Genomic DNA, 15,067 nt, shown 5'->3' on the forward strand with positions numbered 1-15,067 from the left:
AGAGCATGACGGCCGGGCGGCCAATGGTGCCCGGCCCGCCAGTAACCGGCAAGAGCGTGACTATGAGCAAGAATCCCCTGATTGACTACCCTGGCCTGCCGCCGTTTTCCGATATTCGTGCCGAGCACGTCGAGCCTGCCGTGCAGGCGCTGATCGCTGACGGGCGCGCCCGTATCAAGCAACTGCTGGAAAGCGACGGCCCCTTCACCTGGGACAGCCTCGTCAATGCACTGGATGAAGAAGACGATCGCCTGAGTAAAGCGTTCGGCCCGGCCGGGCATCTCAATGCGGTGGCGCAAGACGAAGCGCTGCGCAACGCCTATAACGCCTGCCTGCCGCAGCTCTCCGAATACGGCACCGAGGTCGGCCAGAATGCAGAGCTGTTCCGTGCTTATCAGAGCATTCGTGAGAGCAAGGAATTTGCCGAGCTGACACCGGCCCAGCAAAAAGATCTCGACGATACCCTGCGTGATTTCCATCTCTCCGGCGTGGACCTGCCGGCCGACAAGAAAGCGCAGTACATGGAAAACAGCAAGCGGCTGTCAGAACTCACATCGGCGTTTTCCGATGCGGTACTTGATGCCACCCAAAGCTGGCAGCTTCACATTACCGATCCGGCACAGCTGGAGGGCGTGCCCGAAGTAGCGCTTTCCGGCGCCGCAGACAAGGCTCGTGAAAACGGCCTCGAAGGCTGGCTGCTGACGCTGGATTTCCCCTGCTATTACGCCGTGATCTGCCACGCACGCAACCGCACCTTGCGTGAAGAAATATACCGTGCCTATAGCACGCGGGCATCGGATCAGGGGCCGGATGGCGGCAAGTTCGACAACAGCGTGCGCATGAATGAAATCCTCAAGCTGCGCCATGCACAAGCGCAGCTGCTTGGCTTCGCCAACTATGCAGAACGCTCGCTGGCCACCAAGATGGCGCGCAGCGTGGATGAAGTGCTCAACTTCCTGCGTGACCTGGCCAGGCGCGCCAAACCGCAGGCGGAAAAAGAGTTGGCCGAGCTGCACGCCTTTGCTCAGGAGCAGGGTGCGGGCGAATTGGCGGCGTGGGATATCGCCTTCTGGAGCGAGCGCCTGCGCGAAGCACGCTACAGCATTTCCGAAGAAGAACTGCGGCCGTGGTTCCCGGCGGAAAAAGTTATCAGCGGCATGTTCGCCGTCGTGGAAAAACTGTTCGGCGTCCGCCTGGCGGCGCGTAACGATGTGGATACCTGGCATCCCGATGTGTGTTATTACGATGTGTTCGATGAAAGCGGCGCACTGATGGCTGGTTTCTATCTGGACATGTATGCCCGCACCGGCAAGCGCGGTGGCGCCTGGATGGATGATTGCCAGGTGCGCCGTCGACGCCGTGACGGCACACTGCAACTCCCGGTGGCCTACCTGACCTGCAACTTTGCACCGCCTGCTGGCGGCCGGCCAGGCCTGCTCACGCACGATGAAGTCGTCACCCTGTTCCATGAATTCGGGCACGGCCTTCACCATATGCTCACCGAACAGGAAGTCAGCGGCATTTCCGGCATCAACGGTGTGGCGTGGGATGCGGTGGAGCTGCCCAGCCAGTTCATGGAAAACTGGTGCTGGACGGAAGAAGGCATCCGGCTGATTTCCGGCCACTACGAAACCGGCGAGCCACTGCCCCGCGAAAAACTGGAAAAGATGCTGGCGGCAAAAAATTTCCAGAGCGCCATGGGCATGGTGCGTCAGCTGGAGTTTTCGCTGTTCGATATGCGTATTCATGCCGAGTATCAGGATGGCCTGAATATCCAGCAGGTGCTGGATGAAGTGCGCGAGGAAGTTGCCGTGATCCGGCCGCCGGCGTTCAACCGCTTCCAGAACAGCTTCGGACATATTTTCGCGGGTGGTTATGCGGCCGGGTACTACAGCTACAAGTGGGCCGAAGTGCTTTCGGCTGATGCCTATGCCCGCTTCGAGGAAGAAGGCATTTTCAATGCCGACACTGGCCGCGATTTCCGCCGCCATATTCTTTCTCAGGGCGGCAGCCGTGAGCCGATGGAGCTGTTTGTAGCGTTCCGGGGCCGTGAGCCGAGCGTCGAGCCGCTGCTCCGGCATAGCGGTATCGCAGCATGAAGCGGCGCTTTATCGCCGGGGCTGTTTGCCCGGAATGCGGCGCGTTGGACAAGATCGTGCGGGTCGAGCACGGCGGCACACTCTGGATGGAGTGTGTCGCTTGCGACATGCGCAAGGATCTGGATGCCGCACCGGAGACGCCCGCGACACAGGCGGCACCGGGCGAAAGCAAGGCGGTTGTCTGGAAACCTGGCAAGCCGTAGCACTGGGCTGAGGGGCATGGCGTTGTGTTGCGACGCATAGCACTGCTCTCAGAGATACAGCGCACTTGAACAGGCCGGCAAATGCCGGCCTTTCTATTGTCTTTTTGTTTCAGTCTGGTTGTTTCAGCCGGGCTGTGGCGGCGCGGGTCATGGCCGGAGCACTAGCCGCAACGCCCGAGCGATCAGCGTCGCTCGAAATAACCCAGAAAGCGCAGCAGGCCGGTGCGACTGCCTTCGATGGCCAGATCGGCGCCGGCAAGGGTGAGCAGAAAATTTCGCTCACCGGCGGCGATATCCTTCCAGGTCTGTTCCGTGGTGACGAGGGTGCCGATAGCGCCCTTCGTCTCGCCTGGTGTCAGCGCGGCGACGCCTCGCCGTATCGCCAGCGTGAACGATTTGCCTGAATCGGTAAACCGGAAACCGATATGCTCGGTGTTCTCCAGCGTTTCCTCGGCCTTGAGCAAAATCGGCATGGCATCAAGATAATTTTCGATCGGCAACGACGCCAGAAATGCGGTGGGCGTGCGCATGCGGAAGGCCGGCACCAGGCCATCGCGCACTTCGGCAGCTTCGGTAAGATAATAATGCCTCGCATTCGGATTGCTCTCGGCCTCTCCGAGCACCTGTAATGCCTGGCTGCGCAGCTGTGGCACTGCTTCATGGCCGGGCAGCAGGGCCGTCAGGTGGTCACTCAGCTCCAGTGCCCATTGAGCGGCGCCCTCTTCCAGCGCCTGCTGTGCCTGCGCCAGCAACGCCTCGGTGCCACCGGCGAGGTGTGCCATGGCGCGTGCGCGATCATCCGCCGGCAACGGCCGGAGCATAGCGGGATTGCCATCGAACCAGCCCAGGTAGCCGTTGAAGATAGCGCGTGCCGACCAGGCCACGGTGCCGTAATACTCCTGAAGCCAGGGGTGTTCGGCCAGGTGTGGCGGCAGCGTCAGCTGCGTGCTGATCTGGTCGGGTGTCAGGCCATGGTTCATGAGGCGCACGGTCTGATCGTGTACAAAGCTGATGGCATCGCGATAATCGGTCAGCAGTGCCTGGATGGCCGTGGCGCCGGCCACCGGCCGCGTATGGCTTGGCACCAGATATTCGGCGCCGAGCGAGCGCATCAGGTCAAGGCTGTTCACCCAGCGCGTCACATCCCGGTGCGGGGTGCCGCGAATGGTATAGAGATTGGGAAAAGCCTGATAAATATTGTCGCCGGGAAAGAGCACCTGTTCTTCGGGAAACCAGACCAGAATCTGGTCATCGGTTTCGCCGGGAGCGTGTATGAGCTCCAGCTCGATGCCGGCCACATTCACGGTCAGGCGGTCGGCAAATGTGCGCGTCGGTGGCAGTGCATGCAAGGTGCTTTGCGGGCTTAACCGCAGCGCCTTGCCGATGCCCGCGTTGACCAGACCGGCGTCATCCAGATGATTGCCGAACATGCGCATCGAGCGTGTGCTGATGATTGGCTGCACTATATTCACGACCTGGTTGATATGGAAGGCGGTGGTGTCATGCGCGTACACCGGCACCTCGCCGCCCTCGGCAAACGCGGCCGCGCCGAACACATGATCGGCATGGTTGTGCGTATAGATGATCGCCGCCACCGGCTTGTCGCTCAGCGCGCGAAACGCCGTCAACACCTCTGTCGCGGCCTCGACGCTCTCCATGGTATCAATGATGATCAGGCCATCATCGCCCTCGATCATGATGCTGTTGGCCAGGCCAAAGCCGACGGCCACATGCACACGCTCCGTGACCCTGATGACCTCGCGCTCGAAAAGCGCGGAATGAGCATGCAGCCCCTCGGGAGAGGTAAGCGCTGCCGGGGCGCTGGCAGGCGGCGGCTTGTCGCACGCGGCGAGAAGCGCCGCCGCCAGAAGAAGAAACAGATAACGCATGGTGGCCGCTCCAGGCAGGGGGATCGAGAACAACGCAGAACAAGACCAAAGCAAGCAACAGCCATGAGTCTAGTCTGGCAGGCCGCCGTTTTTTCGGGCTAAATGGCCAGAGTTTCGTGAAAAGTGGCCAGCCATGCCTCAACCGCCTGCTACGTCCCCCACCACCCTCGCCAGCTGGGCGCTTGCTATCGCCAGTGCATTGGAGGCGGCAGGGTCCGAGGCCGGCCCGATCCTTGAGCGCAGCGGGTTGTCGCTGCCCCGGCTGGCTGCGGCACCCGAGGGCCGCGTGCCCACCGTGCTGATGACCCGGCTGTGGGGCAATGTGCTGCTCGCCACCGGGGAGCCGGCGTTCGGGCTGAAAGTCGCTGGGCACGCGCAACCGCTGCATTTCCATGATCTGGGCATTATGCTGCTCGCCGGCCAGCGGCCGCTGGATGCCATGCTTGCACTGGTGCGCTACTACCGGCTGATTTCCGACAGCGTGCATGTGCAGCTGGTCAGCCAGCCGGGGCTGCTGGGGCTGAGTATCCGGCAGCTGCCACAAATGGCTGTTCATCCCATGGCGCTGGATGCCTTTGCGGCAAGCCAGCTGCGGCTGATGCGGCTGGTGGGTGGTGATGCCATGCGCGCAGTGCGAGTGTGTCTGAGCCGGCCGGCGCCTGCGCAGGCCGGGCCCTGGCGGCGTGCCTTTGGTGTGCTGCCCGAATTCGACAGCCGCGACACCGTGCTCTGGTATCGGCGCGACCAGCTGGAGGCGCCCCGCCCGGGCGCGCCGGATGCCTGGGTGCGCCAGAGTGAAACCGGGGTGCAGGCTTATCTGGCCGGTCTCGATGGCGGCGCAGCCGACGAACTGGGCGCACGGGTGCGGCAAGTGCTGCGGGCCGGGTTGCCGGCCATCAGTACCTTGGAGGAGGTGGCTCGGGCGATGGGTGTGAGTGCTCGCTCGCTTCGCCGGGGGCTGGATCAAGGCGGCCCTGGTTTCAGGGCGGTGCGCCTGGCGCTGGTGATGGAGTTGGCCCGCTCGCTCTTGCACGGCACTCGGCTGCCGGTCGGGGAGATCGCGGCGCGGCTCGGCTACCGGGACGCCGGCAGCTTCAGCAAGGCGTTCCGCGACCATGCTGGCGAAACGCCATTACGCTGGCGCCAGCGGCACCAGCGCACGGCAGCCGAGTAATCCCCATGGCGTTTACGCCTGTTTTGCGGCGGCCTGGAGGGCGTTCGGCTGGCCTGGCTTCAGCGCGTTGTCAGCTTACCTGCGCAATCCAGTCCTGAAGATTGTAGTAATTCGTCACACGCGTCACCTTGCCCTGGCTCACCTCGAAAAAAGCGCCGGCAGGCAGGCGGTATCGCTGCCCCCGTGCGGGTGGCAGGCCTTCGTCGCTGGCCAGATACTCGCCCTCGACCACGAACTCCGCCGCAGCGCGGCGGCCATCGCCGCTGGAGAAAATCACCAGCTCTTGCAGCTGTTCCCTGTAGCAGCGATTCATGCGCGTCATGAAGGCGGCAAATGCCTCGCGGCCCTCCTCTCGTTGGCCCTGGTTGATGTCATGAACAATATCGTCGCTGAGCAGGCTCAAAAAGCGATCCATGTCGCCAGCGTTGAAGGCTTCGTAGTAATCACGGATCAGTTGGGCGGTGGCGGCGTGCATATCGGGCTCTCGTATCGGCGCTTGTAGCGGCCTCGGTCTGTGGCTGTAAGGGATGCCTGCACAGGCGAATCCGGACAGTATTCGGGTTTCGTGGCCTTTTATGAAGGGGCGGTTTACTCCTTGGAGAGTGCTAATATCGTAAGAGTTACAGTGTCCGATGTAAAAATAATAAAGCGTGAGCGATGGAGGTGGCTTATGTTGCGCCGTGTCGACCCGGGAAGGGTGCTCAAATTGAAAAAATGGGGTTATCTGCTGTTCTGGCTGATGGTGCTGCCGATCCTGCCGATGTCGGTTTACATGGGCCGAGAAAGCGGCACACAGGATTATTGGGCCTGGCTGATTTATATCGTTATTTTCGGTGTGGTGCCGATACTGGATTATATCATCGGCAAAGATCCGTCGAACCCGAATGAAGAGGTGGAAGTGCCTGCCATGAGCAGCGAGCTGACCTACCGCGCCATCACGTTGCTGATGGTGCCGATCTGGCTTGCGGTGCTGTTCTACAGTGGCTGGGTATTCGTCAACAATGATTACAGCTGGTTCGGGATGCTCGGCTGGATAGTTTCCATAGGCACTGTCGGCGGCGTTATCGCCATAAACCTCGGCCATGAGCTGGTGCATAAAGACCCGAAAATCGAAAACTGGGCGGGTGGCCTGTTGCTGGCCAGTGTCACCTATGCCGGCTTCAAGGTGGAGCATGTGCGCGGGCACCATGTCACCGTCTCGACCCCGGAAGATGCATCCTCCGCTCGATACAATCAGGGCGTGTACCATTTTCTGCTGCACGCGCTGCCGCGCAATTTCGTCAATGCGTGGCGCTTGCAGGCGCAGCACCTGCGGCGCCGGGGCAAGCCGGTGGTCAGCTGGCACAATGAGCTGATCTGGTGGTATGCGATCTCGGCCGGGCTGGCGGTTGCGTTCTGGCTGCTGTTCGGCTGGCCGGGCGTGCTGTTCTTCTTTGCCCAGGGGCTGGTGGCGGCACTGACGCTGGAGGTGATCAACTACATCGAGCACTACGGTCTGCACCGCCGGGTGCTGGAAAACGGCAAGTACGAACGGGTCACCCCTGCGCATAGCTGGAATTCCAATTACTTTCTCACCAACCTGGCACTGTTCCAGCTACAGCGGCACAGCGATCATCACGCCTATGCCAAGCGCCGTTATCAGGTGCTGCGCCACTATGATGAAAGCCCGCAGCTGCCGGGCGGCTATGCCAGCATGTATGTGCTGGCGCTGATCCCGCCACTGTGGAAAAAGATTATCAATCCGCGTGTGGAGGCGTATTACGAAGGCGAGATGGATCAGCTGTTCCGCACTGGCAAGCGAGTCAACAATATCGCCTGAGCACGATGTGCGCTGCATTTGCGAGGCGCTTCCGGGTAATTACTCCCCTACCCGGAAGCGCAGCACGCCGACAAGCTGGCCACCTTCCGTAACGACCTTGATTTGCCAGACGCCGATGGCGTCGGACGGGAACTGCTGTTTGCGGCTCCAGGCCCGGTAGCCCTGCTCGCGGCCGCCGTCGATTTCCAGCGGGATACGATCCACCACCTCGCCCTCATGCACCCAAAGATGGTAGATCCGCTCGTGCAGGCCCCGGGGTGCACGGATGGCGGTGTAAGCGATCAGGCCCTCGCTGCGTAGCGCAGCGTCGCTTACCGTGCTCAGAGACGGCCCCGGTTCGCGGTTGACGACCTGCCGGGTGATGGCGGTCTCGGCAAGCCGCAGGGTGGCGGGAGGAATGGCGCGGTGCAGCACATACACCAGCGCGCCCAGAGCCAGCATGAGCGCTACCAGTATCGGCACGCGCCACCAGCGGCCAAGCGGCACGGTCTGCGACAGGCTGGGAAACGACAGGATGGCGGTAGCAATAGTCGCCAGACGATAGCTCTCGCCGGTGGTCAAGCGCAGCAGGATTGGCAGTGCCACAAGCAGCACCGCAAACAGCGTCAGCGAATGAAATGCCAGATACAGCCAGCGGCGGCGCGCCAGCCAGCGGTAATAAAGCGGATCGATCAGCGAGATCAGCGCGGCCAGCATCAGCAGCGTGGTGAACGCGGCCTGGCCGCTGGCCCAGGTGGTGGCGACCAGAAAGAACGGCAGCACGAAGAACAGGCTTTCCTGGTGCACCATTTGCGTGACGAAATGCAATAACGGTGGCGGCAGCGCTATGCCAAAGCGTGCTGCGATCCCTCGGCGCAACACATTCTCCAGCGTCAGCCAGAGCCAGCTGGCCAGCATGCCGATGGCGATAAACTGCGCCAGGCTTTCCTTGCGCTCGACCAGGAACAGGCTGGCCGCGCCCGAAATGAAACCGAACAGCGCGACCAGTCTGGGGTGGCGCCGTACCAGATTGAACAGATACTGGAGCAGGTTTTGCAGTTGCAGCATGCACTGGCACCTGTGCGGGTAAAGGCGGGTTGGACGGAAAGATGGGCGAAACACTAAAGCCGGAAAAACCGGGAAAGCCCCGGATCATACCGCCGGCGAGGTTGCCCGCGCAGCTGCGTTTACAAACTTTGATACGGCACCTGGCGCGGCAAGCAAAAAGCGCCCGGCCAGAACAGCCTGCAGCCCACCTCAGCCCCTTGAAAGATACGGTAAACCCCCCATCTCCCCCGCATCTGTCACACCGAAACGAAGAGGGGTCTGCATCATCATGGCTGAGATGGCTCATACCGAAAAACGAGAATTTCAGACCGAGGTCAAGCAGCTACTGCACCTGATGGTGCATTCGCTCTATTCCAACAAGGAGATTTTTCTGCGGGAGCTGATCTCCAATGCCTCGGACGCCGCCGACAAGCTTTCTTTTCTGGCGCTACAGGATAACGACCTGTTCGAGGGCGATGGCGAGCTGCGGATCTGGATAGAACCAGACCACGAGGCCGGCACGCTGACCATCCGCGATAACGGCATCGGCATGAGCCGCGACGACGTGGTGGCGAACCTGGGCACCATCGCCCGCTCCGGCACCGCAGAGTTTCTCAAGCAGCTCAGCGGCGATCAGAAAAAAGACTCCAGGCTGATCGGGCAATTCGGCGTGGGTTTCTACAGTGCCTTTATCGTTGCCAACCGGGTCGAGGTGTTTACACGCAAGGCCGGCGCCGCGGCCAGCGAAGGCGTGTACTGGGCCAGCGAAGGCGATGGCGAGTTCGAGCTTGGCACCCTGGAGCTGCCCCAGCGTGGTACCCGCATCGTGCTGCACCTGCGCGATGATGAAAAGGAGTTTCTCGACAGCTGGCGGCTGAAGTCGCTGGTACGCAAATACAGCGACCATGTGGCGATCCCGGTGATGATGCTGGGTGAGCCGGCACCCGCTGAAGAAGGCGAGGAGCCGAAGCAGCCCGAGCTAGAGCAGATCAATGCCGCCACGGCACTGTGGACGCGTAGTAAATCCGACATCAGTGACGAGGAGTATCAGGATTTCTACAAGCATCTGTCGCACGATTTCAGCGATGCGCTGAGCTGGAGCCACAACCGTGTAGAGGGCAAGCTTGATTACACCTCGCTGCTTTATTTGCCGTCCAAGGCGCCGTTTGATCTGTACCAGCGCGAGGCGCCACGGGGGTTGAAGCTGTATGTGCAGCGAGTGTTCATCATGGATGATGCGGAGCAGTTCTTGCCGCTGTACCTGCGTTTCATGAAAGGTGTGATCGACACCAACGATCTGTCATTGAATGTCTCCCGCGAGATTCTTCAGAATGATCGCACCGTCGCGTCCTTGAAAGCGGCACTTACCAAGCGCTCCCTGGGCATATTGGAAAAGCTCTCCGCCGACGAGGAAAAATATGCAGTGTTCTGGAAAGAGTTCGGCGCCGTCCTCAAGGAAGGCCCGGCGGAAGATTTTGCCAATCGGGAAGCCGTGGCCAAGCTGCTGCGTTTTGCAACTACGCACACAGGTGACGAAGCGCAGACAGTGAGCCTGGCCGATTATGTTGCTCGCATGAAAGAAGGCCAGACAGCGATTTACTATGTGGTTGCCGATAGCCACCGCAACGCAGCCGGCAGCCCTCACCTGGAAGTATTCCGCAAGAAAGGCATCGAAGTGCTGCTGCTGTCGGATCGCATAGATGAATGGCTGATGAGCCATTTGAGCGAGTTTGACGGCAAGCCCCTGCAAGACGTGGCCCGAGGCGCGCTGGATCTGGGCGAGCTGGAAGACGAGGCCGAGAAAAAGGCGCACGAAGAAACCGACAAGCAGTACACCGCCCTGACAGAAGAGATCGCAAAAATTCTGGCAGCTGATGTGGAATCCGTGCGCACCAGCCACCGGCTGACAGATTCACCAGCGTGCCTGGTGGTGGCCGAGCATGATATCGGCGCGCAGATGCGGCGTATTCTGGAAGCTGCTGGCCAGGAGCTGCCGGCAAGCAAGCCCATTCTGGAGATCAACCCGGAACACCCGCTGGTGCAGCGCATGAACGAAGCACCCACTGACGCACGGACACGTGATCTGGTCATGGTGATCTACGAGCAGGCCCGGCTGGCCGGTGGTGACAGCCTGCAAGATGCTGCGGCGTATGTGCAGCGCATCAACAAGCTGTTGCTGGAGCTGAGTGCGTAAGGCATAACTGCCCCGCCTTCTTTTGCCGCCCCGGTTGGCGGCGAAAGAGGGCGGGCAACGGGAACCGGGCAATAGAAGTAGGGGGTGCAGGGCCGTGGCAGGCGAGGAGCTGGAATTGCCTGCCAGATAGAGTCTGGCGTGCAGGAGTCTGTCGGGAGCTGGATCAGGGGCTGGCAATGCTGCCTTGATAAACCGGCTCGCATGGCTGTTTGATATCAACCAGCGACAATCCCTGACGGAGCAGATCCAGTGGCGCGCCGAGCAGCGCCTTGACGTAGTTCACGGCTTCTATCTCCGGCTCGGCAAAGGTGCCGCTGATGGCCTGGCGAATGATCGCACAGCCCTGAGGATCCACTACCGCCACTTCGCTACCCCTGAACTGGCGCTGGTGAAGATCAAGCTCGCCCAGCAACACCAGCCGATTGTGTTCGGTCGCCAGTGCAACGTCCTCCGCCCGGGCGATGCCTTGCGAGATGCTCCAGCGCGAAATCAGTTGCTGGATCACGGTTTCGCCGCCGGAGCGATCAAGCAAGCGGGCAAAGCCCGCGCCTTTGGTGGCGGCAATGCCGGCGGGGCCGGCGAATACCAGCGCGCCGAGGTCCACCAGATTGAATCGTTGGGTGCTTTGGTAGCGCGCCAGCTCGGCATCAATATCCAGGCCGTGAAGATGTAGCTGCTCGCCTCGCAGCGTGAGCTGGCCTTCCAACGTGTGCCAGCCGCCGTGGCTGTTTGGCTCGCTGCTTAATTGCGCTGTGAAGTCCAGTTCGCCTGCGGCGTTCAGATCGGGCACAAGCTGGCGCAAGAATGTCTGGAGCGCCAAGCGGGACACTGTAAAGTCTGCGTGCAGCGAAGGCGTGTTACCGGTGTAATCCGCTGTCAGCTCACCGTCGAGCTGGCCATCGAACAAGGTGCCGGCTACGGCGATCACGGCGGGCTGCCCTTCGCCGGCGTCAAGTGTGGCCTGGAGATTGGTGATCGCCTGTTGATTCACGCGCAGGCGTGCGGCGGACAACTCACCATTGAATGCCAGCCGCTGCGGCAGCGGTGCATCGCCGGCAGTAATACGAAAATGTTTCAAAGTCAGGGCAGCCTCTTCCAATGCCAGTGAATGGCTGCCGCTGCGGCTCTGTTGTGTCAACTCAAGATGGCCATCTTCGATCCGCAGCTGGCCCACGCTCACGTCCGTGGCGCTGGCCATGTTCTCATCCACGGCGCCGGCCTCGTCCTGCTGACGCATGTGCAAATTCAGCGAGCCATCCTGGGCCCGTTGCAGGGCCAGATGCGGCGCTTGCAGATGCACGCGCTCGACGATGAGCTGGCGCCGCAACAGGCTGCGCCAGCTCAGCTCGATGCGCACTTGTTCGGCGTGGCCGATATCGTTGCCGTTTTGCTTCAGTACCAGATCGGTCGCTATCACCCCGGGGCGCGGCAGCAGCTGCAACGAGAGCGAGCCGTCGAGATGCAGCTCGGCATTGAGCTGTTCGGAAACGAGGCCCTCGAAGCGTTCGCGATATTGGTCGCCTTGCAGAAATGTCAGGGCTGCGGTGGCCAGCAGTGCGAGTATCAGCAGCGTGGCGATTGAAAGCGCCGCGAAAGCGGCAAGCGTGCCCATGCGTCGCCCATCCATGTGCGTTCTCCTGTGTCGTCCGGCCTCAGACGTCAGCGTAGCCCTCTGCGCCCTTGAGCCAGCGGCGCACCAGCGCCTGAGCATTGTCGGGATAAGCCGCCAGCAGTTGTTCCGCCATGTCGCGGGCCGGCGCCATCATGGCTTCATCACGCATCAGATCGGCAATGCGAAACGCCAGCTCGCCGGTTTGCCGCGTGCCGAGCCACTCGCCGGGGCCGCGCAGGCGCAAATCCTCTTCGGCAATGCGAAAGCCGTCGCAAGTTTCCCGCATCACGGACAGCCGGCGCTTCGCAGTGTGTGACAGCGGCGTCTGATACAGCAAGACACAATAACTTTTGCCACCGCCACGGCCGACGCGGCCGCGCAGCTGATGCAATTGCGACAGCCCCAGACGCTCCGCGTTCTCGATCACCATCAGGGTGGCGTTGGGCACGTCCACGCCCACTTCGATCACAGTGGTGGCGACCAGCAACTGTGCCTCACCTTGCGCAAAGCGTGCCATGGCGGCGGCTTTTTCGGCCGGTTTCATGCGGCCATGCACCAGCTCGATACGCAAATCCGGCAACGCAGCTTGCAGATCCTGCCAGGTGGCTTCGGCAGCCTGCGCCTGCAAGGCATCCGATTCCTCGATCAGTGTGCACACCCAGTAAGCTTGCGTGCCCCGTGCGGCGGCGGCATGCACGCGCTGTATCACATCAGCGCGGCGGCTTGCCGCCGGCAGCGCCAGCGTGTCGATGGGTTCGCGCCCCGGCGGCAGCTCGTCGATCACCGAGGTATCCAGATCGCCGTAAACACTCATCGCCAGCGTGCGCGGAATGGGCGTGGCCGTCAGCACCAGCTGGTGCGGCATCTGCTCGTCCTGCCGGCCTTTTTCACGCAGCGCCAGGCGCTGGTGCACCCCGAAACGATGTTGCTCGTCGATAATCGTGAGCCCGAGACGATGAAATTGCACGGCCTCCTGAAACAGCGCGTGGGTGCCGACAATCATGTCTGCCTGACCGTTGGCAAGCTGCTCCAGCGCCTCGCGGCGGGCCTTTTGCCCCAGGCTGCCGGAGAGCCACAGCACGTCGATGCCCAGCGGCGTCAGCCAGCGGCGAAAGCTGGCCAGATGCTGTTCTGCCAGCAGCTCCGTGGGGGCCATCAATGCCACCTGATAACCCGACTCTATCGCAGCCAGCGCGGCGGCTGCCGCCACCAGCGTTTTGCCTGAGCCCACATCGCCTTGCACCAGCCGCAGCATGGGCGACGGCTGGGCCAGATCAGCGGCGATTTCATCGATTACGCGCTGCTGTGCGCTGGTCAGGGCGAACGGCAATGCGTCACAAAGCCGCCCGAACAATTGCCCGCCCGCCAGCGGTGGAGAGCGATGCGCTTTCTGGCCGGCCCGGCGCTGCAACATGCCAAGCTGGTGCGCGGCCATTTCCTCCACCACCAGGCGCCGCACAGCCGGGTGCGTCCCGCCGAGCAATTGCTCCACCGCATCCGTCGGGTGCGGCTGGTGCAACGTCAGCAGCGCGTCGCGCAGGCTCGGCAGCTGCCGCTCCTTGAGTAGCGCATCGGGCAGCAGATCGCGGGGCGGGTGCTGGTTGAGCAGAGCTATGGCCTGCTCCATGAGCGCCCGCATACTGCGCTGCTGAATACCCTCGGTAGTGGGGTAGACCGGCGTCAGGCTTTGTTCCAGCGGGGGGAGTGTTTCATCCGTGGCAAGCTCGTATTCGGGGTGGAAGAACTCCAGCCCGGTGCCGCCGACACGCACTTCGCCATAAACACGAATCCGCCGGCCGCGTTCAAGATTGTTTTTCTGGGCCGCGCTGAAATGGAAAAAACGCAGCGCAATGATGCCGGTGCCATCGCCGATCTTGCACAGCAGGCTGCGCCGGCGGCCGAACAGCACATCAGCGGCAAGGATTTCCCCCTCTACCACCACATGCTGTTCGGGCCGCAGCCGGCCAATGGGAGCAATACGAGTGCGATCCTGATAACGAAAAGGCAGGTGGAACAGCAAATCTTCCACCGTGTGAATGCCCAGCCTGGCCAGCCGCTCCGCAGCGCGGGGGCCGACACCCCGCAGCGAGCCGACGGCGCGCGCGGTCAGCTCGCTCAATGGCCGAGGCCTTCCTTGGGCACCGCCTGGCGCACGACTTCGATGGCTTTCGGCCGGGGGAAGCTGTCCCGCCAGACGAGCGCGATGGTGCGCATCGGCGCAGGTTTGACGAATGGCCGGATGCTGAACGCATCGGCGTTGTAACCGTGCCCGTTCAAGGCGGAATCGGGCAGGATCGTGATGCCCAGCCCGCCGGCCACCATGTGGCGCAGCGTTTCCAGTGAGCCGCCCTCGATCTGCACCAGATGCTTCTGTTTCTCCGAATCAATCGCCGGGCAAAGCTCCAGCACCTGATCGCGGAAGCAATGGCCCTCACCCAGCAACAGCAGGTTTTCGTCCAGTAACTGCTCGGGCCGGATGGTTTTCTGCTTCTCCCACGGGTGCCCGGCCGGCAGCAGCACGGAGAAGGATTCCTCGTACATGCGCGCCCGCACCAGCCCGCCACCGGAGAAAGGCAGCGCCACGATGATGGCATCCAGCTCGCCGCGCTCCAGCTTGCCGCGCAACACATGGGTGTAGTTTTCTTCGATGAACAGTGGCATGCCCGGCGCATTCTGGCGCACTTTCGGCACCAGCACGGGAAACAGGTAAGGAGCAACCGTGAAAATGGCGCCCAGGCGCAGCGGGCCGGCCAGCTGATCGCGCTGGGTGTCGGCCAGCTGTTCCAGCAGCTCCACTTGCTCCAGCACGCGCTGTGCCTGCGCGATGATCGGTTCGGCATCGGCTGTCACGCGCACCTCACGGGGGCGGCGCTCGAACAGGCTGAGGCCGAGATGTTCTTCCAGTTTGCGGATCGCGGCGCTGAGCGTGGGCTGGCTGACGCGGCAGCTGTCAGCCGCACGGCCGAAGTGTTTCTCGCGCGCCAGAGCGACCAGATAGCGAAGTTCTGTTAGTGTCATGGCCTATACGTTAGCGGGCTACGGCAATCAGGT

General features: G+C 62.0%; 11 protein-coding genes. 5 read left to right on the forward strand and 6 right to left on the reverse strand.

Annotation, left to right across the window (positions count from 1 at the left end):
- Window positions 1-62: 62 nt before the first annotated feature.
- Both prlC and MU846_RS04440 read left to right on the forward strand, forming a co-directional pair.
- On the forward strand, window positions 63-2,099 hold the full coding sequence (prlC, locus tag MU846_RS04435) for an oligopeptidase A (RefSeq protein ID WP_246948870.1): 2,037 nt from the start codon (window positions 63-65) through the stop codon (window positions 2,097-2,099).
- On the forward strand, window positions 2,096-2,302 hold the full coding sequence (locus tag MU846_RS04440) for a YheV family putative metal-binding protein (RefSeq protein ID WP_246948872.1): 207 nt from the start codon (window positions 2,096-2,098) through the stop codon (window positions 2,300-2,302). The genes prlC and MU846_RS04440 overlap by 4 nt, the downstream gene beginning before the upstream one ends.
- A 182-nt stretch (window positions 2,303-2,484) precedes the next feature.
- Here MU846_RS04440 and MU846_RS04445 read toward each other — a convergent pair whose 3' ends face one another.
- Window positions 2,485-4,191 (reverse strand): alkyl sulfatase dimerization domain-containing protein, encoded by a 1,707-nt coding sequence (locus MU846_RS04445; protein ID WP_246948873.1) that lies wholly within the window; start codon window positions 4,189-4,191, stop codon window positions 2,485-2,487.
- 133 nt (window positions 4,192-4,324) lie between these two features.
- Here MU846_RS04445 and MU846_RS04450 point away from each other — a divergent pair, with 133 nt between their 5' ends.
- The gene (locus MU846_RS04450) at window positions 4,325-5,365 is read left to right on the forward strand and encodes an AraC family transcriptional regulator (protein WP_246948874.1); all 1,041 of its coding nucleotides are present in this window, start codon (window positions 4,325-4,327) and stop codon (window positions 5,363-5,365) included.
- A 70-nt stretch (window positions 5,366-5,435) separates the two neighbouring features.
- Here the strand turns inward: MU846_RS04450 and MU846_RS04455 are convergent, their stop codons facing one another.
- On the reverse strand, window positions 5,436-5,840 hold the full coding sequence (locus tag MU846_RS04455; RefSeq protein WP_246948877.1) for a ketosteroid isomerase-related protein: 405 nt from the start codon (window positions 5,838-5,840) through the stop codon (window positions 5,436-5,438).
- A 195-nt stretch (window positions 5,841-6,035) separates the two neighbouring features.
- On the opposite strand from MU846_RS04455, the gene MU846_RS04460 reads away from it, so the two are divergent.
- Complete coding sequence (locus tag MU846_RS04460) at window positions 6,036-7,184, forward strand: alkane 1-monooxygenase (RefSeq protein WP_246948880.1); 1,149 nt, start codon at window positions 6,036-6,038, stop codon at window positions 7,182-7,184.
- Window positions 7,185-7,223: 39 nt separating this feature from the next.
- Here the strand turns inward: MU846_RS04460 and MU846_RS04465 are convergent, their stop codons facing one another.
- Complete coding sequence (locus MU846_RS04465; RefSeq protein ID WP_246948884.1) at window positions 7,224-8,231, reverse strand: DUF5924 family protein; 1,008 nt, start codon at window positions 8,229-8,231, stop codon at window positions 7,224-7,226.
- Between the two features lie 268 nt (window positions 8,232-8,499).
- Here MU846_RS04465 and htpG point away from each other — a divergent pair, with 268 nt between their 5' ends.
- A complete protein-coding gene (gene htpG, locus MU846_RS04470) occupies window positions 8,500-10,404 on the forward strand; it encodes a molecular chaperone HtpG (protein WP_246948885.1) in 1,905 nt (634 codons plus the stop codon).
- A 163-nt stretch (window positions 10,405-10,567) separates the two neighbouring features.
- On the opposite strand, the gene MU846_RS04475 is transcribed toward htpG, so the two are convergent.
- The 3 genes from MU846_RS04475 to MU846_RS04485 are packed head-to-tail and all read right to left on the reverse strand — an operon-like array spanning window position 10,568 to window position 15,034.
- On the reverse strand, window positions 10,568-12,031 hold the full coding sequence (locus MU846_RS04475; RefSeq protein ID WP_246948886.1) for an AsmA family protein: 1,464 nt from the start codon (window positions 12,029-12,031) through the stop codon (window positions 10,568-10,570).
- Window positions 12,032-12,056: 25 nt separating this feature from the next.
- Window positions 12,057-14,135, reverse strand: coding sequence for an ATP-dependent DNA helicase RecG (recG, locus tag MU846_RS04480; RefSeq protein ID WP_246948887.1), 2,079 nt, complete (start codon window positions 14,133-14,135; stop codon window positions 12,057-12,059).
- Complete coding sequence (locus tag MU846_RS04485; RefSeq protein WP_246948888.1) at window positions 14,132-15,034, reverse strand: hydrogen peroxide-inducible genes activator; 903 nt, start codon at window positions 15,032-15,034, stop codon at window positions 14,132-14,134. The genes recG and MU846_RS04485 overlap by 4 nt, the downstream gene beginning before the upstream one ends.
- Window positions 15,035-15,067 lie beyond the last annotated feature (33 nt).

This window comes from Alcanivorax quisquiliarum, assembly GCF_023051175.1.
In the GTDB taxonomy this organism is placed as follows: Bacteria; Pseudomonadota; Gammaproteobacteria; order Pseudomonadales; family Alcanivoracaceae; genus Isoalcanivorax; species Isoalcanivorax quisquiliarum.

Coding starts and splice junctions, on each gene's coding strand:
- MU846_RS04455 (WP_246948877.1), bottom strand. CDS start 5,840: ATGCACGCCGCCACCGCCCAACTGATCCGTGATTACTACGAAGCCTTC.
- htpG (WP_246948885.1), top strand. CDS start 8,500: ATGGCTGAGATGGCTCATACCGAAAAACGAGAATTTCAGACCGAGGTC.
- MU846_RS04440 (WP_246948872.1), top strand. CDS start 2,096: ATGAAGCGGCGCTTTATCGCCGGGGCTGTTTGCCCGGAATGCGGCGCG.
- MU846_RS04485 (WP_246948888.1), bottom strand. CDS start 15,034: ATGACACTAACAGAACTTCGCTATCTGGTCGCTCTGGCGCGCGAGAAA.
- MU846_RS04475 (WP_246948886.1), bottom strand. CDS start 12,031: ATGGATGGGCGACGCATGGGCACGCTTGCCGCTTTCGCGGCGCTTTCA.
- MU846_RS04450 (WP_246948874.1), top strand. CDS start 4,325: ATGCCTCAACCGCCTGCTACGTCCCCCACCACCCTCGCCAGCTGGGCG.
- MU846_RS04460 (WP_246948880.1), top strand. CDS start 6,036: ATGTTGCGCCGTGTCGACCCGGGAAGGGTGCTCAAATTGAAAAAATGG.
- MU846_RS04445 (WP_246948873.1), bottom strand. CDS start 4,191: ATGCGTTATCTGTTTCTTCTTCTGGCGGCGGCGCTTCTCGCCGCGTGC.
- MU846_RS04465 (WP_246948884.1), bottom strand. CDS start 8,231: ATGCTGCAACTGCAAAACCTGCTCCAGTATCTGTTCAATCTGGTACGG.
- prlC (WP_246948870.1), top strand. CDS start 63: ATGAGCAAGAATCCCCTGATTGACTACCCTGGCCTGCCGCCGTTTTCC.